Source organism: Hydrogenophaga borbori, from assembly GCF_003417535.1.
GTDB classification, from domain to species: Bacteria; Pseudomonadota; Gammaproteobacteria; order Burkholderiales; family Burkholderiaceae_C; genus Hydrogenophaga; species Hydrogenophaga borbori.
Map to the genome: position 1 here is coordinate 415,412 of NZ_QVLS01000002.1, position 23,726 is coordinate 439,137.

Below are 23,726 nucleotides of genomic sequence, written 5' to 3' on the forward strand. Positions count from 1 at the left end.
TGACATCCCCCGTCGGGGTGGTACACCCCAGGGCGGCCTGAGGGGCGCTCACTATAATTCCGCACTTTTTTCGGGCCCACATGAACGCCATCGAACTGATCCGCCAGTTTCTCGTCGATCGCCTGGGCGTGGCCGAGTCCGCCGTGGTGCCCGGGGCGGCCCTGGCCGAGCTGGGCGTCGATTCGCTGATGCTGGCCGAGCTCATGTTCGAGGCCGAAGACCGCCTGGGCATCGAGATCCCCTCCGATCAGACCCCGCCCAAAAGCGTGGCGGACATGGTGGCGGTCATCGAATCGCTCGTGCCCAGCAAGACGGAGTGAGCATGGCGCGGCACCGCGTCGCGATCACCGGCCTGGGCCTTGTGAGTCCCTACGGCGGCGATCTCGAAGATTTCTTTCAGCGCGTGTGGGCCGGCGAATCGGCCGTGCGGTGGATGGTCACCGAGGACGAGCCGCGCCCCCTGTGCCTGCCCTACGTGCGCTGCGAGGGCTTCGACGCCGAGCGCGAGCTGGGCAAGCCGCTGGCGTCCATGATGGAGCGCTTCTCGCAGCTGGGCATGGCCGCCGTCTTCAAGGCCTGGCGCCACGCGGGCCTGGCCCGGTCGGCCGCCGAGGACGGCAGCGACCGCGGCCAATGGGGGTGCCTGTGGGGCACCGCGCTGGGCGGCCTGGCGGCGCACGAGCGGGGCGCGCGCGAGCTCTGGCTCAAGGGCCGCGAACGGGTGTCGCCGTTGTCGGTGGTCATGGGCATGAACAACGCGGCCAACGCGCACATCTCCATCCAGCTGGGCCTGGGCGGCGTGAGCAGCAGCCACACCGCCGCCTGCGCCTCGGCCTCCATGGCCATCGGCGAGGCGTTTCGCCGCGTGCGCTCGGGCGAGGCCGAGCTGATGGTGACCGGCGGCTCCGACGTCTGCCAGTCCGTGAGCGTGGTGAAGGCCTGGGAGGCCATGCGCGTGCTCGCGCGTGGCGACGAGCACACCGCGCCCAGCGCCTGCCGGCCCTTCTCGAACGATCGCAATGGCCTGGTGCTGGGCGAGGGCGGGGCGGCGCTGGTGCTCGAGAACTGGGACCGCGCCGTGGCGCGCGGCGCGCGCATCCACGGCGAACTCATCGGCTTCGCCACCAACTGCGACCACACGCACCTGGTGCGGCCCGACCGCGCCGGCCAGGTGCGCGCCCTGCGCGCCGTGCTGGACGATGCCGGCCTGACCCCGCGCGAGGTGCACTACGTCAACGCCCACGGAACCGCCACGCCCGAAGGCGATCCGATCGAGGTGCAGGCCTTGCGCGAGGTGTTCGGCGAACAGGCCGAGCGCCTGCCCGTGAGTTCCACCAAATCGATGCACGGTCACTTGCTGGGCGCGGCCGGGGCCATCGAGGCCGTCGTCACGGCCATGGCCCTGCGCGAGCAAGCCATCCCCCCCACCGCCCATCTGGCGGGCCGCCTCGACCCGGCCTGCGAGGGCGTGGACCATGTGCCACAGGGCCGGCACGCGAACGGCCTGCGCGTGGCGCTGTCCAACTCCTTCGCCTTCGGCGGCAGCAACGTCGTGCTGGCGTTCGCGGCCCCCGCCCACTGATCACCTCACGCTCCCCAGGAGTTCGCCATGCAGGAAGACACCGTCAACGCCGAAGCCGTGGAGCAGCTGATTCCCGAACTCGTGCAGCTCATCATCGAGGCGCTCAACCTGGAGCTGAGCCCGGGTGAGGTCGACCCCGACGCGCCCCTGTACGGCGAGGGCATGGGCCTGGACTCGATCGACATGCTCGAGATCGCGCTCGTCATCTCCAAGCGCTACGGTTTCCCGATGCGCTCGGACAGCGAGAACAACCAGAAGATCTTCGCCAGCCCACGCGCGCTGGCGGCCCACATCACGCGCCAGCGCACCACATGAAAACCCGCACGCTCCACCGCGGCGCGGGTCGCAAGGCCTGGCCGGGGGCGGCCCGGCGCCGGATCGCATGAGCCCATCGGCCCCGCTGCGCGCCGCCGCGTCCGGCCTGCTGCTGCTGGGCTGGGTCGTGGCCTCGCACCTCGGCAGCACGGGCCGCGGGCCGGTGGACCTGCACGTGGCGGTGGCGGTGGCGCCCTTCGCCGCGGCGTTGGCCGTCGCCTTCGCGCGCCTGGCGCGGCCGGCGCTGCGCCGGCTTGCCTGGCTGGCGGTGGCGGCGCTGCTGTGGGGGCTGTGGCCCTGGCTGCGCGGCGAGGTGGCGCTGCTGTATTACCTGCAGCACCTGGGCATCCACCTCGCGCTGGCGGCGCTGTTCGGCGCCAGCCTGCTGGGGCCGGGCGACGCGCTGGTCACGCGGCTGGCGCGCCTGGTGCATGGCGCCGAACTCTCGCCGGGCCACCTGCGCTACACGCGCCAGGTCACGGCCGCCTGGGCCGCCTTCTTCGTGCTGAACGCGCTGGTATCCACCGCGCTGTTCCTGTTCGCGCCGCGCGAGCTCTGGTCGCTGCACGCCAACGTGCTCACGGGTCCCCTGGTGGGCCTGATGTTCCTGCTGGAAACCCTGTGGCGGCGGCTGGCGCTGCCGCCGCACGAGCGGCCCAGCCTGTCGGCCGTGCTGCGCGCCTGGCGGGCCGACAGCGAACGCCGCCAGTCGGCGCGGGGGCAGCCATGAGCCTTTCCCCGCTGATCAGCGCGCACGCCATCGACGGCGTGTTCGCCTGGTGCCCCGACGGCCCGGTGCGCGTGGGCGAATTCCTGGCCGACGCCGTGGCCTTCGCGCAAGCGCTGCCGCCCGAGGGCGATCTCATCAACCTCTGCGAGGACCGCTACCGCTTCGCCGTGGGCTTTGCCGCCGGCCTGCTGCGCGGGCGCGTGAGCCTGCAGCCGTCCTCGCTGGCGCCGCAGAGCCTGCGCCAGCTTGCGCAGGACTTCCCGGGCGCGCTGTGCCTGGTCGACGGCGCCGAGATGTCGCTCGCGGCCGAGGCCGCCGGGCTGCCCCGGCGCGAGGTGGCCGCGCGCCCCGGCGCCGGCCGCCCGCCGGTCGCCGAGATGCCCTGGATCGACGACGCCCGGCGGGCCGCCGTGCTGTTCACCTCGGGCTCCACCGGCCGGCCGCAGCCGCACCCCAAGCACTGGGGCCGCCTGGTGCGCAACGGCCAGGCCGAGGCCGCCGCGTTGGGGCTGGACCGCACGCCGCACGTGCTGGTGGGCACCGTGCCCATCCAGCACAGCTATGGTTTCGAATCCACCTTTCTGCTGGCGCTGCACGGCGGCTGCAGCTTCTGGTCGGGCAAGCCCTTCTTCCCGCAGGACATCAACGACGCCCTGGCCGCCGTGCCGGCGCCGCGCCTGCTGGTCACCACGCCCTTTCACCTGGCCAACTGGCTGGCCAGCGCCGCGTCGGGCGCCCTGCCACAGCGCCTGCTGTCGGCCACCGCGCCGCTGGCCGAGGGCCTGGCGCAGCAGGCCGAGGCCGCCTGCGGCGCCGAACTGCACGAGATCTACGGCTCCACCGAGTCCTCCGCGCTGGCCAGCCGGCGCACCGTGGCGGGCCCGGCCTGGACGCTGCTGCCCGGCGCGCGCCTGCGGTTTGCGGGCGACGTGGCCAGCGCCGAGGGCGGGCATGTCGAGGGGACCGTGCCGCTGGCCGACCTGATCGAGCCGCTGGCCGACGGCCGCTTCGTGCTGCACGGCCGGCACGCCGACCTCATCAACATCGCGGGCAAGCGCACGTCGCTGGCCTACCTGAACCGCCAGCTCGCGGGGCTCGAGGGCGTGCTCGACGCCGCCTTCTTCCTGCCCGAGGCGCCGGGCGGTGACGCCGCCGTCACGCGGCTGGTGGCCTTCGCGGTGGCGCCCGGCCGCCAGCCGGCGCCGCTGCTGGCCGAGCTGCGCGAGCGCGTCGACGCCATCTTCCTGCCGCGCCCGCTGGTGCTGCTGCCGGCGCTGCCGCGCAACGCCACCGGCAAGCTCACGCGCGAGGCGCTGGCTGCGCTGTACCGCCGCGAGGTGCTGCGTGAGCCTTCTTGAGCGCGTCTGGCGCGTGCCCCCGGACCACCCGGCCTTCGCGGGGCATTTCCCGGGTCAGCCCATCCTGCCGGGCGTGGTGCTGCTGGACGAGGCCCTGCGCGCGGCGCGCGAACTGGCGCCCGGCGCGCGCGGCTGGGGCCTGCCGCAAGCCAAGTTCCTGCAAGCCGTGCGGCCCGGCGACGAACTGCGGCTGAGCCTGAGTGCCTTGCCCCGCACGGGCTTCGCCTTCGTTTTCACGCGCGGTGGCGAGCCGGTGGCCACCGGCCAGCTGCGGCCGGTGGACGCATGAGCGCTGCCCGGCCGTTCCCCAGGCACCCAGCCCCGCGGTGCGCGGCATGGGGGGGCACCCGGTGAATGGGCGCGCGCTGCCCGAGTGGCGCCAGCGGCCCGAGCGTGGCCACCTGGGCTTGCTGCGCTTCATGGTGCGCCTGTCGCTGTGGGGGGGCCGACGGCTCAGCCGCGCGGTGCTGCACGGCGCCACGCTGTACTTCCTGCTGTTCGCGCCGCGCCCGCGCGCGGCCAGCCGCGACTACCTGCGCCGCGCCCTGGGCCGCCCGCCCACCTGGCGCGAGCGCTACCGCCACCTGCTGAGCTTCGCCACCACGGTGCACGACCGTGTCTACCTGCTCAACGGACGTGTCGACCTGTTCGACGTGGAGGTGCAGGGCGCCGAGGCGCTGCTGCGCGCCATGGACAGCGGTGGCGTGCTGCTGATGGGCGCGCACCTGGGCAGCTTCGAGGCCCTGCGCTGCGTGGGCCGCCAGCGGCCCGGCCTTCAGGTGAGCATGCTGATGTACGAGGACAACGCGCGCCAGATGCGCGCCGCGCTCGCCGCCATCAACCCTGAGGCCCGGCAGGACGTGGTGCCGCTGGGCCGGCCCGACTCCATGGTCGAGGCCGCGCAGCGGCTGGAGCAGGGCCACCTGGTGGGCATGCTGGTCGACCGCTCGCTGGACGCGGACGACCGCGCCCTGCACGATTTCCTGGGCGACCCCGCGGCCTTTCCGGTCGCGCCCTGGCGCGTGGCCGCCGTGCTGCGCCGGCCGGTCTTCTTCATGGCAGGCCTGTACCTGGGTGCGAACCGTTACCGGCTGGTGTTCGAACCGCTGGCCGACTTTGGTACGGTTGGCCGTGGCGCGGCCCGCGATGCCGCGATCCAGGCGGCCCGCGCCGCCTACGTGGAGCGCCTGCAGGCCGCTTGCCGGCAGGCGCCGTTCAACTGGTTCAACTTCTTCGACTTCTGGCAACGATGATCTCCCGCAGGCTCTGGCTACTGGCGCTGATGCTGCTGCCCCTGACGGCCGCGCGCGCGGCCGACGAACTCGAGCGCCTGATGGCCCTGCTCGCCGCGCACCCCGGCGGCACGGTGCGCTTCGTCGAGCGGCGCCACATGGCCATGCTCGACGCGCCCCTGGTCTCGCGCGGCGAGATGAGCTACCGCGCGCCCGACTGGCTGGAGCGGCGCACGCTCTCGCCCCGGCCCGAGCGCCTGCTGCTCGACAAGGACACGCTCACGCTGGAGCGCGACCAGCGTCGCATGAGCATGCCCGTGAGCCAGCGCCCCGAGGTCGAGGCCTTCGTGGCCAGCATCCGCAGCACCCTGCAGGGCGACCGCGCGGCGCTGGAGCGCCACTACCGCGTGGCCCTGCAGGGCCAGCCCGAGAAGCGCTGGACGCTCACGCTGGAGCCGCTGCAGGCGCGGCTGCGCGGCATCGTCACGCAGATCGTCATCTCGGGCGTGGGCGTCGCGGTGGACCGCATCGACTACAGCCAGTCCGACGGCGACCGCACCGAGATGCGACTGGAACCGGTGGGCAAGCCGTGAGCGCCGCCCGGCCGTCCGAAGGCGCTCGCACCGCAGCGCGCCGCGCGGAGGTGCTCCGGATGAGCGCCGCCCGGCCGTCCGAAGGCGCTCGCACCGCAGCGCGCCGCGCGGAGGTGTTCCGGATGCGCGCCGCCCGGCCGTCCGAAGGCGCTCGCACCGCAGCGCGCCCGGGGGGGCTCCGATGACCCGCCGTGCCGCGTGGATCGTGCTCGCCTGGGCCCTGGCCATGGCCCTGGGCGGCTGGCTGGCCTCGCGCACGCGCTTCACCACCGACCTGTCCTTCTTCCTGCCCTCCCACCCCAGCGCCGAGCAGCAGGTGCTGGTGGAGCAGTTGCGCGAGGGCGTGGTCTCGCGCCTGCTCATGGTGGCCATCGACGGCGGCGACAGCGCGGCGCGCGCCGAGGCTTCGCGCGCGCTGCGCCAGCGGCTCTCGGCCGACGGCGCCTTCGTCTCGGTGCAGAACGGCGAGCTGGAGGCCTTCGACCGCGAGTTCGCGCTGCTGCAGAAGCACCGCTACACGCTGAGCCCGGCCGTGGGACCGCAGCGCTTCACGCCCGAGGGCCTGCGCGAGGCCATCCTCAACGCCATCGACATCGTGTCCTCGCCGGCGGGGCTGCCGTTCAAGGCGCGGTTCCCGTCCGACCCCACGGGCGAGGCCTTCGAGGTGCTGATGGGCTGGCAGTCGCAGGGCCAGCCCAACATGGCCGAGGGCGTCTGGGTGTCGCGCGACGGCGCGCGCGCGATGTTGCTGCTGCAGACGCGCGCGGCGGGCGCGGACACCGACGGCCAGGCCGAGGCCGTGGCGCGCGTGCAGGCCGCCTTCGACGCGCTGCCGCCGGGCGCGCTGCGGTTGGAGGTGTCGGGGCCCGGCGTGTTCGCGGTGAAGACGCGCGCAGCCATCCAGGCCGACGTCGCGCGGCTGACCCTGTTCAGCGCCATCGGCATCAGTCTGCTGCTGTGGTGCATGTTCCGGCGCTGGCGCCCGCTGCTGCTGACCCTGGTGCCGGCGGTGAGCGGCTCGCTCGCGGGCCTGGTGGCGGTGGGGCAGGTGCACGGCTCGGTGTTCGCCATCACGGCCGGCTTCGGCGCCGCGCTGGTGGGCGAGGCGGTGGACTACGGCATCTACTACTTCGTGCAGACCGGGCGCGAGGACAGCGGCGAGGGCCGGCGCTGGCACGAGAACTTCTGGCCCACCATCCGCCTGGGCGTGGCCACCTCGGTGCTGGGCTTCGGCGCGCTGCTGTTCGCGGGTTTCCCGGGGCTCGCGCAGCTCGGCCTGTACGCCATGACGGGTGTGTTCGTCGCCGCCCTGACCACGCGGCTGGTGCTGCCCGCCATGGCCGGCGGCCAGGTGGCGCGCACGCCCGAGCTGCCGGCCTGGGTGACGCCGCGCGTGCTGGCGCTGCGGGCCTGGCGCTGGCCCGTGCTGGGCGCGGCGCTGCTGGCGCTGGCCTGGCTGGTGGTGCAGCGCGACACGCTGTGGGAGCCGAACCTGTCCGCCCTGTCCAGCGTGAGCCCGCAGGACGCCGAGCGCGACGCCCGCCTGCGCGGCGACCTGGGCGCGCCCGACGCGCGCTACATGGTGGTGGTGCGCGCCAGCGACCGCGAGGCCGCGCTGCGCGGCGCCGAGGCGGCCGCCGCGCGCCTGCAGCCGCTGGTGGCGCAGGGCCTGATCGGCGGCTACGACAGCCCCGCGCGCTTCCTGCCCAGCGAGGCCCTGCAACGTGAGCGTCAGCGCGCCTTGCCCGCGCCCGAGGCGCTGTCGCGCGACCTGAACCTGGCGTTGCAGGGGCAGCCCCTGTCGGCCGCGCGGCTCAAGCCCTTCGTGGACGCCGTGGCGCAGGCGCGCGCGGCCGCGCCGCTGCGGCGCGAGGACCTCGACGGCTCGGCCCTGGCCATCGCCGTGGACTCGCTGCTGCAGCCGCACGCCGATGGCTGGACCGCCCTGCTGCCGCTGCGCCCCGCGCCCGGCGCGGTCGGCGCCGACCTGCCGGCCGAGGTCTTGCGCGCGGCGCTGCAGGGCAGCGGTGCGCGCTTCGTCGACCTGAAGCAGGAATTCGAATCGCTCTACGGCAGCTACCTGCGCGAGGCCATCGCGCTGTCGCTGGCCGGGCTGGCGGGCATCGTGCTGGTGCTGGGCGCCTCGCTGCGCGGGCCGGGCCGCCTGTTGGGCGTGCTGCTGCCCATCGTGGCGGCGGTGCTGATCGTGATCGCCAGCCTGCACGCGCTGGGCGTGCGCCTGCACCTGCTGCACCTCATCGGCATGCTGCTCATCGTGGCCGTGGGTTCCAACTACTCGCTGTTCATCGAGCGCTGGCGGCGCGACCCGCACGCCGATCCGCGGGCCCTGCTGTCGGTGCTGGTGGCCTGCGCCACCACGGCCATCGGCTTCGGCGTGCTCTCGCTGTCCTCGGTGCCGGTGCTGCAGGCGGTGGGTGTGACGGTGGCGCCGGGCGCGGTGCTGGCGCTGCTGCTGTCGGCGGTGCTCACGCCGGCGCACAAGGACCCCGTCCCATGAAGGCCCAGCGCTTCGCGGGTTGGACCGGCGAGGCCCCCTGCCGCCTGGTCTGGCTGCCCGGCGCGGCCATGGGCGCCGCCGACGTGGCCGCGCAAGGCTGGGACGCCGAGGCCGCCGCCGCGGGCCAGGCCATCGACATGGTGGCGCTCGACCTGCAGGCACAGCGCTACGACGGCGCCGACGCCATCGAGGCCCTGGTCACCGAGTGGCTGCGGCCCGCACGCGAGGCGGGGCGCCGCGTCTGGCTGGGCGGTCTTTCGCTGGGCGGCTGGCAGGCCGTGCTGTGCGCGCGGCGCCACCCGGACCTGGTCGATGGCCTGTGCCTGCTGGCGCCCTACCCGGGCGATCGGCTGGCCTGGAACGCCATTCAACGCGCGGGCGGGCTGGACGCCTGGCCCGGCCCTGCGCCCGACGACAGCGACCCGGCCTTTGAGGTCTGGGCCTGGTGGAAGCAAGCACCACCGCGCCCCGTGGCCTGGATGGGCTATGGCCGCCAGGACCGCTTCGCCGACGGCATGGACCGCATGGCCGCGCGCCTGCCCGCCGAGCGCGTGCTGCGCATCGACGGCGGTCACGACTGGGCCTGCTGGCAGGCCCTGTGGTCCGCCCTGGTGGCGCGGCGGCCCTGGGCGGCGGACGGGGAGGGCGCGCCATGACGCCGGCCCGGCTGAACGGCCCGCGCTGGCGGCCCGCGCCGCTGCTGCAGGCCAGCGTGCTGCTGCACGGCGCTGCGCTGGGCGCGGGGCTGTGGCAGCCCGGCTGGTGGCCCTGGCTGGCGAGCGGTGTGGTGGCCAACCATGCGGCCGTGGTGGCCGCGGGCCTGTGGCCGCGCTCGCAATGGCTGGGCGAGAACTGGGTGCACCTGCCCGCGGCCGCGGCCGCGCGCGGCGCCTTTGCGATCACCATCGACGACGGTCCCGACCCCGAGATCACGCCGCGCGTGCTGGACCTGCTCGACGAACTCGGGGCCAAGGCCAGCTTCTTCTGCATCGGCCGCCGCGCGCAGGCGCAGCCGGCGCTGTGCCGCGCCATCGTGGCGCGTGGACACCGCGTGGAGAACCACGGCCAGTCGCATTCCAATGCCTTCTCGCTGTTCGGGCCCGGCCGCATGCGGCGCGACATCGCCGCCGCGCAGGCCGCGCTGAGCGACATCACCGGCCAGGCGCCGCGCTTCTTCCGGCCCACGGCCGGCCTGCGCAATCCCTTCCTCGACCCGGTGCTGCACGGTCTGGGCCTGCGGCACGCCAGCTGGACGCGCCGCGGCTTCGACACCCGCACCGGCGATCCGGCCACCGTGCAGCGCCGGCTGCTGCGCGGCTTCGCCGCCGGCGACATCCTGCTGCTGCACGACGGCCACGCCGCGCGCGCGCCCGACGGCCAGCCGGTGCTGCTGCACGCGCTGCCCGCCGTCATGGCCGAGGCGCGCCGCCTGGGGCTGCGGCCCGAGACCCTGTTCCAATCCCTTGAATGAGCCCGTCCCCCGCATGAGCCACGCCTTCGTCCACGAACTGGTCGACCACGCCAGCGAACGCTTCCGCGCCGGCGGCCGCTTCGCGTACCACTACGCGCGCGGCAAGCTCGGTTACGACACCATCTTTCACGACATCCTGCGCCGCGGCCTGCTGAGCGGCGCGCCGCGCGTGCTGGACCTGGGCAGCGGGCAGGGCAGCCTGTTTTCCTGGCTGCTGGCCGCGCAGCAGCTGGCGGCGCGGGGCCGCTGGCCCGCCGACTGGGCGCCGCCGCCCACCCCCCGCGCGCTGCGCGGCATCGAGCTGATGGACAAGGACGTGGACCGCGCGGCCCAGGCCTTCGGCGCCACGCACCCGGTGGTGCGCATCGAGCGCGGCGACATGACACGCACCGAGCTCGGCCGGCCCGACGCCATCACCATCCTGGACGCGCTGCACTACGTGGACCACCAGCGCCAGAGCGAGCTGCTGGCGCGCATCCGCGCCGCGCTGCCGGCGGGCGGCGTGTTCCTCACCCGCATCGGCGACGCCTCGGCCGGCTGGCGCTACCAGATGGGCCTGAACATCGACCGCGTGGTGACCTTCGCGCGCGGGCACCGGCTCTCGCGCCTGTACGCGCGGCCGCTGGCCGAGTGGCGCGCCGAGCTCGAATCGCTGGGCTTCGAGGTGGACAGCCGCGACATGAGCGGCAACAAGCCCCTGGCCAACGTCATGCTGTACTGCCGCGTGCGCTGAGCGCCGCGTCCCGGGTTTCCCCATGCAAGCCGTTTCCCTCACCGCCTACACCGCCACCTCCTGCCTGGGGCAGGGCCTGGCCGAGCACACGCGGGCGCTGCGCGAATCGCGCAGTGGCTTGACGCCCTGCCGCTTCGAAACCGTGGACCTGCCCACCTGGATCGGCGAGGTGCCTGGCGTCGACGCCGTGGCATTGCCGGCCGCGCTGAGCGCCTTCGACTGCCGCAACCACCGCCTGGCCTGGATGGGCCTGCAGCAGGATGGCTTCGCCGAGCGCGTGCGCGAGGCCGTGGCCCGCCACGGCACGGACCGCGTGGGCGTGTTCGTCGGCACCAGCACCTCGGGCATCCTGCAGACCGAACTGGCCTACCGCGAGCGCGACCCCGCCACGGGCGCGCTGCCCGATTGGTTCCACTACGACACCACGCACAACACCGGCTCGGTGAGCGCCTTCGTGCGCGCCGCCTTCGGGCTGCAGGGCGTGGCCATGGCGCTGTCCAGCGCCTGCTCGTCCAGCGCCAAGGTGTTCGCCGCCGCCGCGCGCCAGCTCGCGGCGGGGACCATCGACGCCGCCGTGGTGGGTGGCGTCGATTCGCTCTGCCTCACCACGCTGTACGGCTTCGCCTCGCTGCAACTCACCTCGGCCGAGCCCTGCCGGCCCAGCGATGCGCAGCGCGACGGCATCTCCATCGGCGAGGCGGCGGCTTTCGCGCTGCTGGAGCGCGACGGCGCACCGGCCGCCGTGCGGCTGCTGGGTGTGGGCGAGTCCAGCGACGCGCACCACATGTCGGCCCCGCACCCGCAGGGCCTGGGCGCGCGCCTGGCCATGCAGGCCGCGCTGCGCTCGGCTGGCCTGCGGGCGGACCAGATCGGCTACATCAACCTGCACGGCACCGCCACGCCGGCCAACGACGCGGCCGAGGGCCTGGCCGTGGCCGCGCTGTTCGGGCGCGGTGCGCCGTGCTCGTCCATCAAGGGCGCCACCGGCCACACGCTGGGCGCGGCCGGCGCGCTGGAGGCGGTGGCCTGCGCCATCGCGCTGCGCGAGGGCTGGATCCCCGGCAGCCCCGGCACGCGCGAACTCGATCCGGCGCTCGAACTGGACTACCGCCTCGACGGCGCGCCCGCGCCCGGGCTGCGGTACGCGCTCTCCAACTCCTTCGGCTTTGGCGGCAGCAATTGCAGCCTCGTGTTCGGTGGGGGCCAAGCATGAACCAGCGCCCCCACGCCGCACCGCACACCGCCGTCTGGCTGCACGGCGTCTCCATCATCGCCCCCGGCCTGGCCGACTGGCCCCAGGCCGCGGCCGTGCTGCGCGGCGAGCAGGCCTGGGCGCACGCGCCTTCGGTGCTGCCGCCGGCCCAGGCACTGCCGGCCGCCGAGCGCCGCCGCGCCAGCCGCGTGGTGCGCCTGGCGCTGGCGCTGGGCCAGCGCGCGCTGGACGGACAGGACCCGGCCGACATCGCCACGGTCTTCACCTCGTCCGGCGCCGACGGCCACAACTGCCACGCCCTGTGCGAACAGCTGGCGGGCGAGGACCGCGCCATCTCGCCCACGCGATTCCACAACTCGGTGCACAACGCGGCGGCCGGCTACTGGGGCATCGCCACGCGCTCCATGGCGCCGAGCCAGGTGCTGTGCGCCCACGACGCCAGCCTGGGTGCGGGCTGGATCGACGCCGTGGGCCAGTTGCTCGACGGCGCGCCCGAGGTGCTGCTGGTGGCCTACGACAGCGAGTACCCCGAGCCGCTGCACGCCTGCCGGCCCGTGCCCGATGCGGCGGGCATCGCGCTCTGGCTGGGCACCGCGCCGCGCGAGCGAAGCCTGGGCACGCTGCACGGCGCGCTCACGCGCGATCCGGTGAACACGCTGGCGGCGGCGCCGCTGGACGGCCTGCGCAGGGCCTTTCCCGCGCTGCGCGGTCTGCCCTTGCTCGAGCGCATCGCGCGCGGCGATGATCGCCCCGTGGTGCTGGACTACCTGGCGCCCCAGCACCTGCGGCTGCGCTTCACGCCCCGCCAACCATGACCGACCCGACCCCCCACGCCCCGCTCGACCGCGACGCGATCGCGCGCCGCATCCCCCACCAGCTCGACATGTGCCTGCTCGACGCCGTGCGGCACTGGTCGCCCGAGGCCATCCACTGCGAGGCGCGGCTCGACAGCCTGGCCACACACCCGCTGCGCGGCGCCGATGGCGCCCTGGGCGCGGTGCACGCCATCGAATACGCGGCCCAGGCCATGGCCGTGCACGGCGCCCTGGTCGCCGGCCTGCACGAGGCGCCGCGCGCGGGCTACCTGGCCAGCGTGCGGGGGGTGAACCTGCACACGCTGAGCATCGAAGCCGCCGACGCGCCGCTGCGCGTGCGCGCCGAGCGCCTGTCGGGTGATGCGCGAAACGTGCTCTACGGCTTCAGCGTCGAGGGCGCCCGCGGCGCCCTGGCCGATGGCCGCGCGGCGGTGGTGCTCGATGCCGCGGGCCTCGCCAGCGACGGGGGGGCGGCATGACGGCCCCGAAACGGGCCCTGGTCACGGGCGGCAGCGGCGGCCTGGGCGCGGCCATCGCGCAGCGCCTGGCGCAGGACGGCCTGGAGGTGCTGGTGCACGCCAACCAGGGCATGGAACGCGCGCAGGCCGTGGTCGACCGCATCCTGGCCGCCGGTGGCCGGGCGAGCGCCTGCCGATTCGACGTGACCGACCGCGCGGCCTGCGCGGCGGCCCTGGCTGGCCTGCTTGAGCAGGGCCCGGTGCAGGTGCTCGTGAACAACGCCGGCGTGCACGACGACGCCGTCTTTCCCGGCATGACGGGCGAGCAATGGGACCGCGTGCTCGACGTGTCGCTCAACGGCTTCTTCAACATCACGCAGCCGCTCATGCTGCCCATGATCCGCACGCGCTGGGGCCGGGTCATCAACATCACCTCGGTGTCCGGCGTGGTGGGCAACCGCGGGCAGGTGAACTACTCGGCGGCCAAGGCCGCGCTGCACGCGGCGGGGCGCTCGTTGGCGCTGGAGGTGGCCGCGCGCGGCATCACCGTCAATGCCGTGGCGCCCGGCATCATCGACAGCGGCATGGCCGACGGCGTGTTCGACGCCGCCACGGTGAAGCAGCTGGTGCCCATGCAGCGCGCGGGCCGCGCCGAGGAGGTGGCCGATCTCGTGGCCTTCCTGGCCTCCGAGCGGGCCGGCTACATCAGCGGGCAGGTGATCGGCATCAACGGGGCGATGGCCTGAGCCGCTGCCACAACAGCCGGGGCAGCCGCAGCACGAAACCCGCGAACAGCCGGCTGTGCATCCAGGAGAGCAGCAGGTTGTCGCGCAGGTACTTGAAGTGCGACACGCCGCCTTCCTCGGGGGCGAGGTAGCGCACCGGCGCGTCCACGTTGATCGGGCGCACGCCGGCCCAGCACAGGCGCACCACGGCCTCGGGGTCGAAGTCGAAGCGGCGCATGAAGCGCGTGGAACGCATCACGTCGATGAGCGCGCGCACCGGGTAGACCCGAAAGCCGTAGAGCGAATCGCCGACGCCCATGCCCAGGGTTTCCATGTTGGCCCAGGCGTTGGAAATGCGCCGCCCCTGCACGCGCAGCGCGGGCGCCTCGGGACCGAAGACCGGCTTGCCCAGCACCATGGCCTCGGGCTGGGACAGCGAGGTGGCCATGAAGCGGGGGATCAGTTCGCCCGGGTGCTGGCCGTCGGCGTCCATGGTCAGCGCGTGCGTGAAGCCCGCCCGCGCGGCGCCCTGCAGGCCCGCCAGCACCGCCGCCCCCTTGCCTTGGTTGCGGGGCAGCACGATCACGCGCAGCTGGGGGTCCTGCGCGGCCAAGGCCTGCACCTCGGCGGTGGAGCCGTCGGTGCTGCCGTCGACCACCACCCACACCGGTGCCCACTGCGCGCGCGCCGCGCGCACCGTGCGCGCGAGCAACTCGCCCGGGTTGTAGGCGGGGATCAGGACGAGGTGGGTGGTGGACGGCTGGGGCATGGGTTCGCGGACGCGACCTGGGCGTTCTTGAGCGCCTGGTCGAAGTGGCTTTGCAGTTCGTCGGTGAAGGCGCGGGCGTCGCTGGGCGGCTCGAAGCGCCGCCCCAGGCGCGCGCTCACCCGCAGCGGCAGCTCGGGGCGGCGCCACAACGGCCAGGCCTTGCCCAGGTAAGGGCTGGAGAAATCGAGCAGCACCGTCTGCACCGGCACCTGCGAGCGCACCGCCAGCAGGCCGATGGAGGCGGGCACGCGGTTCATGGGCCAGTCGGTGGTGCGCGTGCCTTCGGGAAAGACGATGACCTGGGTGCCTTTGCGCAGTTCGCTGCGGCATTGCAGGATCACGTGCAGCAGGTTGTCGTTGCGCACATAGCCCGCGAGCTGGGCACCCGCGCCGAACAGCGGGTTGTCCATCAGGCCGGCCTTCATGATGCAGACCGCGTTGGGCAGGCGCGAGACCAACAGCAGGGCGTCGAGCAGGCTGGGGTGGTTGGCCACCACGATCATCGGGCCTTGCCCGGCCAGGCCATCGAGCGCGTCCAGATCGAAGCGGCAGCCGCAGGCCGCGCGCAGCGCGCCCAGGTAGAAGCGGAAGCAGGCCGTGGCCACACGCCGGCCCACGGCCTGCCCCCAGCGCCGCGGCAGCGCGTGGTGCAGCACCAGGGCGATCGGCGACCAGCTCAGGCACAGCGTGGCGAGCAGGCCCAGGCCCAGCACCATGGCCAGGTGCTCGCGCAGCGCCTGCAGCCACTGGGTGGGGCGGGACAGGGTGAGCCGCATCAGCGCAGGACGGCACCGTGGGCCAGGGACTCCACCTCGACCAGCAGGTCCTGGCGGCAGATGTCGGCCTGCATCAGCGTGAGGCCGGCGCCGCCCAGGCAGCGCTCGAGCGTGCGGCGCACGACGGGGAAATCGGCCGCGTGGCGCACGTACACGCGGTGGCTGAGTGCCTCGGCGCGATGCCCGCTGGTGCGCGTGGCGCGGTTGGCCTCGTCCAGCACGGCCCGCAGGTTGCGCGCGGTTTCCTCGCATTGCGCGACCACGTCGCCCGGGTGCACGGTCTGGTGGCCGACGATGCTCGCGGTGCCGGAGACCAGAAGCCACTCGCCGGCGCCCGAGTCGGCCAGCACCGCGCGCGCGAACAGCGGCGGGCGCGGGCCGTAGTCGCCCGGGTAGTGAAAGGCGCTCACCTGGCGCGGGTTCTCGATCGGGCGCGGGGCCCGGCGCCCGGCGAGGAAGGCGATCGACAGCGGCCCGTGGCCCGCCCAGCCCAGGGCGCTGGCCGCCGGCATCTGGGCGGCGGCGGTGGCGCCCAGGGCCTGGTAGGCGTCGTGGCGGCCCAGGTTGAACCAGCGGTAGCGCTCCAGGCCCTGCTCATCGCTGTTGATGCCGGCCATGTAGTTCCACACGCGCCACAGGTGCGGCGTGCCGCGCGCCCCGAGCAGGGCGAACAGGCGCAGGTAGGCCTCGCGGGTGCGTTCGCGCAGGCACGCGCCGCGCTCGGGCGCGTCGGGCGTGGGCTCGTCGAGTTCGATCAGGCCGTACAGCCAGTCGCCGTCGCCGCGCCAGCGCAGGCCGCCGTCCTGGCCCTGCTGCAGCGGGCCGTCGCTGGCCCAGGCCTCGCGCCAGGCGGCCGCGGCGCCGCGCTCGCCCGGCATGCGCAGGCGCTGCTCGGGCCAGGCGGGCGTGCCGCACGCGCCGTCCAGGGCGGCCCCGCCCAACACGCCGGACGGGGCAAGAGCGTCGACGACGCGCGGCGTGAGCAATCGCAGGCCGCTCATGCGCTGGAGGAGGCACTGGCCGAAGCGGCGGGCCGGATGTTGCGCCGGCGCTGCCGCCAGGCCCGCCAACTGCGCAGCGGGTTGCCCAGATTGACCGCCAGGTACAGGCCTTTGAAGGCCCACAGCGACGGCCAGATCGGCGTGCGGCCGAACAGATCGCCCGCCAGCACCGACAGCAGCGCCTCCTTCATGCGCAGGGGGTTGTGCGGCTCCATGAAGAAGCCGCGCATGGTCGGGTTGGTCATGCGGTAGATGAACCAGGAAAACTCGCGCGGGCCATGGCGCATGTGGCGGTCGAAGCGGCGCAGGGCCTGGGCCGCGCGCGCCGGCTCGCGCAGGCAGGTGTCCACGGTGCGCGCGCCGATTTCCGCGCTGCTCATGGCCAGCCACACGCCCGAGGAGAACACCGGGTCGACGAAGGCATAGGCATCGCCCAGCAGCAGGAAGCCGGCGCCGTGGCTGAGGGTGGAGCGGTAGGAGTAGTTGCCGGTGGCCTCGGCGGGCGTTGAGGGCTGCGCGCCGGCCAGGCGCTCGGCCAGTGCCGGGCAATGGCGGATGTTGTCCAGCAGGAAGTCCATCAGCTCGCGCCCGCCGCGGGTCTTCATGTGGTACGGCCAGGTGACCATGCCGACGCTGGTGGCGCCGTCGCTCAGCGGGATGAACCAGAACCAGCCGTGCTCGAACCAGAAGATGGTGATGTTGCCGGCGTCCTGGCCCTCGTGGCGACGCGCGCCGCGGAAGTGGGCGTAGACGGCGGCGCTGTTGTGGTCGGGGTTCTTCTGTTTGGTCTTGAGCCGGCCCGCGAGGAAGGTGTCGCGGCCCGAGGCGTCGACCAGGAAGCGCGGTCGCCATTCGGTGCTGCGCCCCTGTGCGTCGGTGGAGACGACCGATGCCACACGCTGGCCGTCGGCGGCCCAGCGCAGTTCGCGGGCCAGCGTGCCCTCGTGCACCTCCACACCCTGTTCGGCGGCGTTGCGCAGCAACAGGTGGTCGAAGTCGGCCCGCTTGACCTGGTAGGCCGTCGGCATGGACTTGTCCCAGGCGTCGGCGAAGTAATAGGTCTGCGTGTGGCTGTGCTGCGGCGAGACGAATTCGGCGCCGGGCTTGAGCATGCCGATGGCCCGCACGGCTTCGCCCACGCCCAGCCGATCGAGCAGGGGCAGGTTAGCCGGCAGCAGCGACTCGCCGATGTGAAAGCGCGGGTGGTGGTCCTTGTCGAGCAGCACCACGCGGTGGCCCTGGCGCGCCAGCAAGGTGGAGACCGTGGAGCCCGCCGGCCCGCCGCCGATCACCAGAACGTCGCAGTCGCGCGGCGCGGTGTCTGTCGCTTGCATGAAACCTCGCTGATCACTGGGCGCTGCCTTGGGAGGCGGCGCGGAAATCCAGGGATTCTAGGAGGCCCACTCGGCACCAGAGTGGGGGGGCATGTAACCAAAAAAAGAAGCCCTCACCGAAGGGTGAGGGCTGTGAAGGGTCCGATGAAACCGAATTTCGAAAAGGACCCGAGGAGACAACCAGAAAAAACCGATGACAGCAAACCTTGGGTGTTCAGACTAAGGCCTGCGATACGCTGTCAATTGTGGGCGGGCGACGGAAAGTCAAGTCCCGCGATCAACGGCAGCGTTCTTGTGCTATTTCAGCGCTTCTTGGCGGCGGTCTTGGAGGCGTTCACGGCGGTGGCGGCCACGGTATTGAAGTTGGATTCGGCCATTTCGGTGGCCTGCTTGACGGCCTTCTGCACCGACTCGATGGCGTTGTTGGCGGCGGACACGGCGCTCTTCATCACGGCGACGGCGGTTTCGGAACCGGCCGGGGCGTTCTTGGCGGCGTTGTCCACGACGGCCATGAACTTCTTCTGGGCGTCGGCGGCGGTGGCTTCGGCGGCCTTGCCGAACTCGGCGCCGGTGCCGGAGGCGATGTCGTACAGGTGGCGGCTGTAGGCCACGGACTTCTCGGCCAGGGGCTGCATCAGGCTGGCTTGCAGGTTCAGCAGTTCCTGGGCGTCCTTGACGCTGAGCAGGGCCTGGGCGTTGTTGGCGGACTCGGACAGTGCGGCCTTGGTGGCTTGCAGGTTGAGCTCAACCAGCTTCTCGACGCCTTCGAAAGCCTTCTGGGTCAGGCCAAAGAGGGTGTCCATCTGGGACTTCTGGGCGGCGATGATTTGTTCGGCGGTCAGCATGAAGATTCTCCTGAGGGGTGGATGGGGGACAACAGAGGCTGCGGCGTGGAGGCGGGTGGCCTCGGCTCGAACGGTGGTCTCGTTCGTTATGCTGCGCTGCAACATGGATCGAATTATTCAGGAGCTGTGCCAGGGATGCAAGCCCTTTTTGCTGCATTGCAACAATTTAGGGGGCGCTTTCTAAACCCGGGGCCCGCGCTGCGGCTTCGCGCCGCGCCCACAATGCGCCGCCGCCGTTTCGCCCGCGCCCCGTGCACGCCTACTACGCCGACCACTTCGTGCTGCCCCTGCCCAGCGGGCACCGCTTTCCCATGGCCAAGTACGGCCGTCTGCGCGAACGCCTGGCGCGCGAACTGCCCGAGGTGGATCTGCACGAGGCGCTGCCCGCCAGCGACGGGGAGTTGGCCCTGGTGCACGCGCCGGCCTACATCGCCGCGGTGGCGGACGGCTCCTTGAGCCCTGCGATGCAGCGTGAGATCGGGTTCCCCTGGAGCCCGGCGATGGCCGAGCGCGCGCGCCGTTCGGTGGGCGCGACGCTGCAGGCCGCGCGCCGCGTGATGGGGCAGGGCGGCGGCCTGGCGGCCAATCTGGCGGGCGGCACGCACCACGCCTACGCCGACAAGGGGGGTGGCTTTTGCGTCTTCAACGACTTCGCGGTCGCCGCGCGGCTGATGCAGGCCGAACACGCCCGCCGCCACCGCCAGCCGCTGCGCGTGGCCATCGTCGACCTTGACGTGCACCAGGGCAATGGCACGGCACGCCTCTTCGCGGCCGACCCCAGCGTGTTCACGCTCTCGCTGCACGGCGCCAAGAATTTTCCCTTCCGCAAGGAGCCGAGTGACCTGGACGTGGAGCTGCCCGACGGCTGCGGCGACGACGACTACCTGCACGCCCTGGACCTGGCGCTCGACGAGCTGGCGCGCCGCTTCGAGCCCGGACTGGTGCTCTACCTGGCGGGCGCCGACCCGCACGAGGGCGATCGCCTGGGACGCCTCAAGCTCAGCTTCGACGGCCTCGAAGCGCGCGACCGCCGCGTGATGGACTGGGCCTGGTCGCGCCGGCTGCCGCTGGTTTTCGCCATGGGCGGCGGCTACGGCCACGACCTGGAGGCCACGGTGCAGGTGCAGATCAACACCTACCGCACGGCGCTGGCCTTCGAGCGCCGCTGGCTGGCAAGGCCGCCGGCGCTGGCGGCTGGAACCCCCTCCGGTACGCACTGGCACAATCCTGCGCCATGACCGCACCGGCTTCCCGTCCCCAGGCCCGGCCCCGCAGCGACTTCCGCGTCTTTCGCGCCATCGGCACCCGCTGGGCCGACAACGACGTCTACGGCCACGTCAACAATGTCGTCTACTACAGCTGGTTCGACACCGCGGTCAACGCGCACCTGATCGAATCCGGCGCGCTCGACATCCACGCGGGCGGCGTCATCGGCCTGGTGGTGGAGACGCAGTGCCACTATTTCGAGCCGCTGAGCTTTCCCCAGACCGTGTGGGCCGGCCTGCGCGTGGCGCACCTGGGCACGTCCAGCGTGCGCTACGAGGTGGGCCTGTTCGCCGACGGCGCGGACCGCACGGCGGCGCACGGCCATTTCGTGCACGTCTACGTGGACCGGACCAGCCGCCGACCCGTGTCCTTGCCCGACGCCTTGAAGAAGACCCTGGAGACCCTGAGATGAACCTCGCCGAGCCCGTCGCGATCGACCCCGCGAGCGTCGACGCCGCCATCACCAGCCGCATGTCGGTGCGCGCCTTCCTGCCCACGCCGGTGCCGCGCGAGACCATCGAACACATCCTGGACGTGGCCAGCCGCGCCCCGTCGGGCACCAACACCCAGCCCTGGCGCGTGTACGTGCTGCAGCATGCGGCGCGCGACGAACTCGTGGCCAAGGTCTGCGCCGCCCACGACGCCATCTACGCCAACCCCGCGCTGGCCGCCGAGTACCGTGAGGAGTACGACTACTACCCCGAGAAATGGGTCAGCCCCTACATCGACCGCCGGCGCGAGAACGGCTGGGGTCTGTACGGTCTGCTGGGCATCAACAAGGGCGAGAAGGACAAGATGCATGCGCAGCACCACCGCAACTTCCGCTTCTTCGACGCGCCCGTGGGCCTGATGTTCACGCTCGATCGCGTGATGGGCCGCGGCTCGCTGGTGGACTACGGCATGTTCCTGCAGAACATCATGGTGGCCGCGCGCGGCCAGGGCCTGCACACCTGCCCGCAGGCGGCCTGGAACGGTTTCGCGAAAATCATCCTCCCGCACATCGGCGCCGGCCCCGACGAAATGGTGGTCTGCGGCATGGCGCTGGGCTACGCGAACCCCGACGAGCCCGTCAACGGTTTTCACACGCCGCGCGAACCGGTCCGGTCGTTCACCCACTGGTTGGGTTGAGGCCACCTGCTCTTTCCGTTTTCCCTTTTCTTCTTCAGGAGACAGACATGATCACCACCCCCAGCGGCCTGCAATACGAAGACACCGTGGTCGGGCAGGGCGAGGAAGCCCAGGCAGGCCGACCGGTGCAGGTGCACTACACAGGCTGGCTGTACGTCAACGGCGCCGCCGGCAGCAAGTTCGATTCGAGCAAGGACCGCGGCCAACCCTTCGAATTCCCGCTGGGCATGGGCCACGTCATCCGCGGTTGGGACGAGGGCGTTCAGGGCATGAAGGTCGGTGGCACGCGCCGCCTGGTGATCCCGGCCGAGCTGGGCTACGGCGCGCGCGGCGCGGGCGGTGTGATCCCGCCCAACGCCACGCTGCTGTTTGAAGTCGACCTGCTGGCCGTCTGAACGGGAGCGCGTCGTGAGCTCCCTTTCGCTCAGGGCCCTGGCCCTGTCGTGCCTGTTGTTGCCCGGCCTGGCCGGCGCCGCCGAGCTCGACGGCAGCCAGCTGTCCGCCTGGTGGGGCCTGCCCTTCGCCGGCGTGCTGCTGTCCATTGCCGTCATGCCGCTGCTGGCGCCCATGTTCTGGCACCACCATTTCGGCAAGGTGTCGGCAGCCTGGGCACTGGTCTTCCTGGTGCCCTTCGCCCTCACGTTCGGCGCTGGCGCCACGGGCGCCGCGGTGGTGCACGCGGCGCTGGCCGAGTACATCCCCTTCATCATCCTGCTCACGGCGCTGTTCACCGTGGCCGGCGGGATCTTCGTGCGCGGCAACCTGCACGGCAGCCCGGGGCTGAACACGGGCATTCTGGCCATCGGCGCGGTGCTCGCCAGTTTCATGGGTACCACCGGCGCCTCCATGCTGCTGATCCGCCCGCTGATCCGCGCCAACGACAACCGCCGGCACCAGGTGCATGTGGTGGTCTTCTTCATCTTCATCGTGTCCAACGCCGGTGGTGCCCTCACGCCGCTGGGCGATCCGCCGCTGTTCCTGGGCTTCCTCAAGGGCGTGGGCTTCTTCTGGACGCTCGAGCATCTGTGGGCCAAGACCGGTTTCATCATCGGCGTGCTGCTGGTGCTGTTCTATCTGATCGACTCGTACTACTACCGCCGCCGCGAGGAGGTCCGCGCGCCCGATCCCACGCCCGACACGCCGCGCCTGGGCTTCGACGGCGCCATCAATTTCGCGCTGTTGGGCGTGGTGGTGGTGCTGGTGTTGATGAGCGGCCTGTGGAAGTCCGCTGTGGTGTTCAACGTGGCCGGCACCGAGGTCGGCCTGCCCGGCATCGTGCGCGACGTCGGTCTGATCATCGTTACGCTGGTCTCGCTGCGCATCACGCCGGAGAGCGCGCATGAGGGCAACCAGTTCAACTGGGCTCCCATGCAGGAAGTGGCCAAGCTGTTCGCGGCGATCTTCCTGACCATCATCCCGGTCATCGCCATGCTCAAGGCGGGCGTGGACGGACCCTTCGCGGCCGTGATCCGCGCGGTCACGCACGCCGACGGTTCGCCGAACAACGCCATGTACTTCTGGGCCACGGGCGCGCTGAGCTCCTTCCTGGACAACGCGCCCACCTACCTGGTGTTTTTCAACACGGCTGGTGGCGATCCGCAGGTGCTGATGACCACGCTGGCGCCCACGCTGATCGCCATCTCGGCCGGCGCGGTGTTCATGGGCGCCAACACCTACATCGGCAATGCGCCCAACCTCATGGTCAAGGCCATCGCCGAGGACCGTGGCGTGAAGATGCCCAGCTTCTTCGGCTACATGGCCTGGTCGGTGGTCATTCTGGTGCCGCTGTTCCTGGTCGTCACCTGGATCTGGTTCCTCTGACCTGCCCCGTTTCCCGACAACACCACCCCAAGGAGACCCGCCGCATGGCCGCCAAGCCCGCCATCCTCATCAGCCGCAAGATCTTCCCCGAGGTCGTCGAGCACCTGCGCCAGCACTTCGAGGTCGATCACAACGACGCCGATGGCGTGCTCGCGCCGGCCCAGCTCATCGCGCGCCTGCAGGGCAAGGTGGGCGCCCTGACGACCGGCAGCGAGCGCATCGACGGCGCCATCGTCCAGGCCGTGCCCTCGCTGCGCATCGTGGCCAACATCGCGGTGGGCTACAACAACTTCGACGTGCCCGCGCTCAGCGCGGCCGGCGTGCTGGCCACCAACACGCCCGACGTGCTCACCGAAACCACGGCCGACTTCGGCTTCGCGCTGCTCATGGCCACCGCGCGCCGACTCACCGAGAGCGAGCATTTCCTGCGCGCCGGCCAGTGGAACCGATGGGCGCTCGACATGTTCGCCGGTGCCGAGGTGCATGGCAGTACCCTGGGCATCCTGGGCATGGGCCGCATCGGCCAGGCCATCGCGCGCCGCGGCGCCCTGGGCTTCGGCATGAAGGTGATTTACCACAACCGCTCGCGCCTGGATCCGTCCACCGAAGCCGAATGCCAGGCCCGCTACGTGGACAAGGCCACGCTGCTGCGCGAGGCCGACCACCTGATCCTGGTGCTGCCCTACAGCAAGGAAAGCCACCACGCCATCGGCGCGGCCGAGATCGCTCAGATGAAGCCCAGCGCCACGCTGGTCAACATCGCGCGCGGTGGCATCGTGGACGACGCGGCGCTGGCGAAGGCGCTGAAGGAGCGGCGCATCGCCGCCGCCGGCCTGGACGTGTTCGAAGGCGAACCCCAGGTGCACCCCGATCTGCTCACCGTGCCCAACGTGGTGCTCACGCCGCACATCGCCAGCGCCACCATCCAGACGCGGCGCGCCATGGCCATGCTGGCGGCCGACAACGTGATCGACTACCTCACCACCGGCCAGCCGCGCACGCCGCTCAACGCCGAGATCATCGGGAAAGGCGCGCGCGCCTGA

General features: G+C 72.4%; 27 protein-coding genes. 22 read left to right on the forward strand and 5 right to left on the reverse strand.

All coding sequences use genetic code 11. The features are described 5' to 3' along the window. Window positions 1-80 precede the first annotated feature (80 nt). The 16 genes from DY262_RS04910 to fabG all read left to right on the forward strand — a co-directional run bounded on the left by DY262_RS04910 (window position 81) and on the right by fabG (window position 13,764). The gene (locus DY262_RS04910) at window positions 81-320 is read left to right on the forward strand and encodes an acyl carrier protein (RefSeq protein WP_116957846.1); all 240 of its coding nucleotides are present in this window, start codon (window positions 81-83) and stop codon (window positions 318-320) included. A gap of 2 nt (window positions 321-322) precedes the next feature. Beyond that, window positions 323-1,582, forward strand: coding sequence for a beta-ketoacyl-[acyl-carrier-protein] synthase family protein (locus tag DY262_RS04915; RefSeq protein WP_116957847.1), 1,260 nt, complete (start codon window positions 323-325; stop codon window positions 1,580-1,582). A gap of 27 nt (window positions 1,583-1,609) precedes the next feature. Next, window positions 1,610-1,897, forward strand: coding sequence for a phosphopantetheine-binding protein (locus DY262_RS04920; protein ID WP_116957848.1), 288 nt, complete (start codon window positions 1,610-1,612; stop codon window positions 1,895-1,897). A gap of 67 nt (window positions 1,898-1,964) precedes the next feature. Next, the gene (locus tag DY262_RS21750) at window positions 1,965-2,627 is read left to right on the forward strand and encodes a COG4648 family protein (RefSeq protein WP_181936418.1); all 663 of its coding nucleotides are present in this window, start codon (window positions 1,965-1,967) and stop codon (window positions 2,625-2,627) included. After that, on the forward strand, window positions 2,624-3,985 hold the full coding sequence (locus DY262_RS04930; RefSeq protein ID WP_116957849.1) for an AMP-binding protein: 1,362 nt from the start codon (window positions 2,624-2,626) through the stop codon (window positions 3,983-3,985). Before DY262_RS21750 ends, DY262_RS04930 begins: the two co-directional genes overlap by 4 nt. After that, on the forward strand, window positions 3,972-4,274 hold the full coding sequence (locus DY262_RS04935) for a 3-hydroxyacyl-ACP dehydratase FabZ family protein (protein ID WP_116957850.1): 303 nt from the start codon (window positions 3,972-3,974) through the stop codon (window positions 4,272-4,274). Before DY262_RS04930 ends, DY262_RS04935 begins: the two co-directional genes overlap by 14 nt. A 46-nt stretch (window positions 4,275-4,320) precedes the next feature. Beyond that, window positions 4,321-5,238 carry a lysophospholipid acyltransferase family protein gene (locus tag DY262_RS04940; RefSeq protein WP_116957851.1) on the forward strand — a complete coding sequence of 306 codons (918 nt, stop codon included), beginning with the start codon at window positions 4,321-4,323 and terminating at the stop codon, window positions 5,236-5,238. Between the two features lie 29 nt (window positions 5,239-5,267). Further along, window positions 5,268-5,810, forward strand: coding sequence for a LolA-related protein (locus DY262_RS04945; RefSeq protein ID WP_116957852.1), 543 nt, complete (start codon window positions 5,268-5,270; stop codon window positions 5,808-5,810). A 181-nt stretch (window positions 5,811-5,991) separates the two neighbouring features. Then, window positions 5,992-8,328: an MMPL family transporter gene (locus DY262_RS04950; protein WP_116957853.1), complete on the forward strand. Its 2,337-nt coding sequence runs from the start codon at window positions 5,992-5,994 to the stop codon at window positions 8,326-8,328. Then, window positions 8,325-8,984, forward strand: coding sequence for an alpha/beta hydrolase (locus DY262_RS04955; protein ID WP_116957854.1), 660 nt, complete (start codon window positions 8,325-8,327; stop codon window positions 8,982-8,984). Before DY262_RS04950 ends, DY262_RS04955 begins: the two co-directional genes overlap by 4 nt. Continuing rightward, window positions 8,981-9,799 carry a polysaccharide deacetylase family protein gene (locus tag DY262_RS04960; RefSeq protein ID WP_116957855.1) on the forward strand — a complete coding sequence of 273 codons (819 nt, stop codon included), beginning with the start codon at window positions 8,981-8,983 and terminating at the stop codon, window positions 9,797-9,799. The genes DY262_RS04955 and DY262_RS04960 overlap by 4 nt, the downstream gene beginning before the upstream one ends. Before the next feature lie 13 nt (window positions 9,800-9,812). Then, the gene (locus DY262_RS04965; RefSeq protein WP_116957856.1) at window positions 9,813-10,532 is read left to right on the forward strand and encodes a class I SAM-dependent methyltransferase; all 720 of its coding nucleotides are present in this window, start codon (window positions 9,813-9,815) and stop codon (window positions 10,530-10,532) included. Window positions 10,533-10,554: 22 nt separating this feature from the next. Further along, window positions 10,555-11,745, forward strand: coding sequence for a beta-ketoacyl-[acyl-carrier-protein] synthase family protein (locus tag DY262_RS04970; RefSeq protein WP_116957857.1), 1,191 nt, complete (start codon window positions 10,555-10,557; stop codon window positions 11,743-11,745). Beyond that, on the forward strand, window positions 11,742-12,560 hold the full coding sequence (locus tag DY262_RS04975) for a beta-ketoacyl synthase chain length factor (RefSeq protein ID WP_116957858.1): 819 nt from the start codon (window positions 11,742-11,744) through the stop codon (window positions 12,558-12,560). Before DY262_RS04970 ends, DY262_RS04975 begins: the two co-directional genes overlap by 4 nt. After that, entirely contained in the window at window positions 12,557-13,039 is a 483-nt protein-coding gene (locus tag DY262_RS04980) for a hotdog family protein (protein WP_116957859.1), read from the forward strand. Before DY262_RS04975 ends, DY262_RS04980 begins: the two co-directional genes overlap by 4 nt. Beyond that, complete coding sequence (gene fabG / locus DY262_RS04985; RefSeq protein ID WP_116957860.1) at window positions 13,036-13,764, forward strand: 3-oxoacyl-ACP reductase FabG; 729 nt, start codon at window positions 13,036-13,038, stop codon at window positions 13,762-13,764. Before DY262_RS04980 ends, fabG begins: the two co-directional genes overlap by 4 nt. Here fabG and DY262_RS04990 read toward each other — a convergent pair. From DY262_RS04990 to DY262_RS05010, 5 genes are all read right to left on the reverse strand, one after another. Then, a complete protein-coding gene (locus tag DY262_RS04990) occupies window positions 13,745-14,512 on the reverse strand; it encodes a glycosyltransferase family 2 protein (RefSeq protein WP_116957861.1) in 768 nt (255 codons plus the stop codon). The genes fabG and DY262_RS04990 overlap by 20 nt on opposite strands. Then, complete coding sequence (locus DY262_RS04995) at window positions 14,479-15,288, reverse strand: lysophospholipid acyltransferase family protein (RefSeq protein ID WP_116957862.1); 810 nt, start codon at window positions 15,286-15,288, stop codon at window positions 14,479-14,481. The genes DY262_RS04990 and DY262_RS04995 overlap by 34 nt, the downstream gene beginning before the upstream one ends. After that, entirely contained in the window at window positions 15,288-16,289 is a 1,002-nt protein-coding gene (locus tag DY262_RS05000; protein WP_220377553.1) for a chorismate transformation FkbO/Hyg5 family protein, read from the reverse strand. Before DY262_RS05000 ends, DY262_RS04995 begins: the two co-directional genes overlap by 1 nt. Next, entirely contained in the window at window positions 16,286-17,623 is a 1,338-nt protein-coding gene (locus tag DY262_RS05005; RefSeq protein ID WP_116957863.1) for an NAD(P)/FAD-dependent oxidoreductase, read from the reverse strand. The genes DY262_RS05000 and DY262_RS05005 overlap by 4 nt, the downstream gene beginning before the upstream one ends. 302 nt (window positions 17,624-17,925) lie before the next feature. Further along, complete coding sequence (locus tag DY262_RS05010) at window positions 17,926-18,468, reverse strand: phasin family protein (protein ID WP_116957864.1); 543 nt, start codon at window positions 18,466-18,468, stop codon at window positions 17,926-17,928. 251 nt (window positions 18,469-18,719) lie between these two features. On the opposite strand from DY262_RS05010, the gene DY262_RS05015 reads away from it, so the two are divergent. From DY262_RS05015 to DY262_RS05040, 6 genes are read left to right on the forward strand one after another with little or no spacing between them, the layout of a single operon-like run. Further along, window positions 18,720-19,706: a histone deacetylase family protein gene (locus DY262_RS05015; protein WP_116957865.1), complete on the forward strand. Its 987-nt coding sequence runs from the start codon at window positions 18,720-18,722 to the stop codon at window positions 19,704-19,706. After that, window positions 19,703-20,146: an acyl-CoA thioesterase gene (locus DY262_RS05020; protein ID WP_116957866.1), complete on the forward strand. Its 444-nt coding sequence runs from the start codon at window positions 19,703-19,705 to the stop codon at window positions 20,144-20,146. Before DY262_RS05015 ends, DY262_RS05020 begins: the two co-directional genes overlap by 4 nt. Next, on the forward strand, window positions 20,143-20,862 hold the full coding sequence (locus DY262_RS05025) for a nitroreductase (protein WP_116957867.1): 720 nt from the start codon (window positions 20,143-20,145) through the stop codon (window positions 20,860-20,862). Before DY262_RS05020 ends, DY262_RS05025 begins: the two co-directional genes overlap by 4 nt. Window positions 20,863-20,909: 47 nt before the next feature. Further along, a complete protein-coding gene (locus DY262_RS05030; protein WP_070397898.1) occupies window positions 20,910-21,257 on the forward strand; it encodes an FKBP-type peptidyl-prolyl cis-trans isomerase in 348 nt (115 codons plus the stop codon). Window positions 21,258-21,270: 13 nt separating this feature from the next. Next, on the forward strand, window positions 21,271-22,683 hold the full coding sequence (locus tag DY262_RS05035; protein WP_116957868.1) for a sodium:proton antiporter: 1,413 nt from the start codon (window positions 21,271-21,273) through the stop codon (window positions 22,681-22,683). A 44-nt stretch (window positions 22,684-22,727) separates the two neighbouring features. After that, on the forward strand, window positions 22,728-23,726 hold the full coding sequence (locus DY262_RS05040) for a 2-hydroxyacid dehydrogenase (RefSeq protein WP_116957869.1): 999 nt from the start codon (window positions 22,728-22,730) through the stop codon (window positions 23,724-23,726).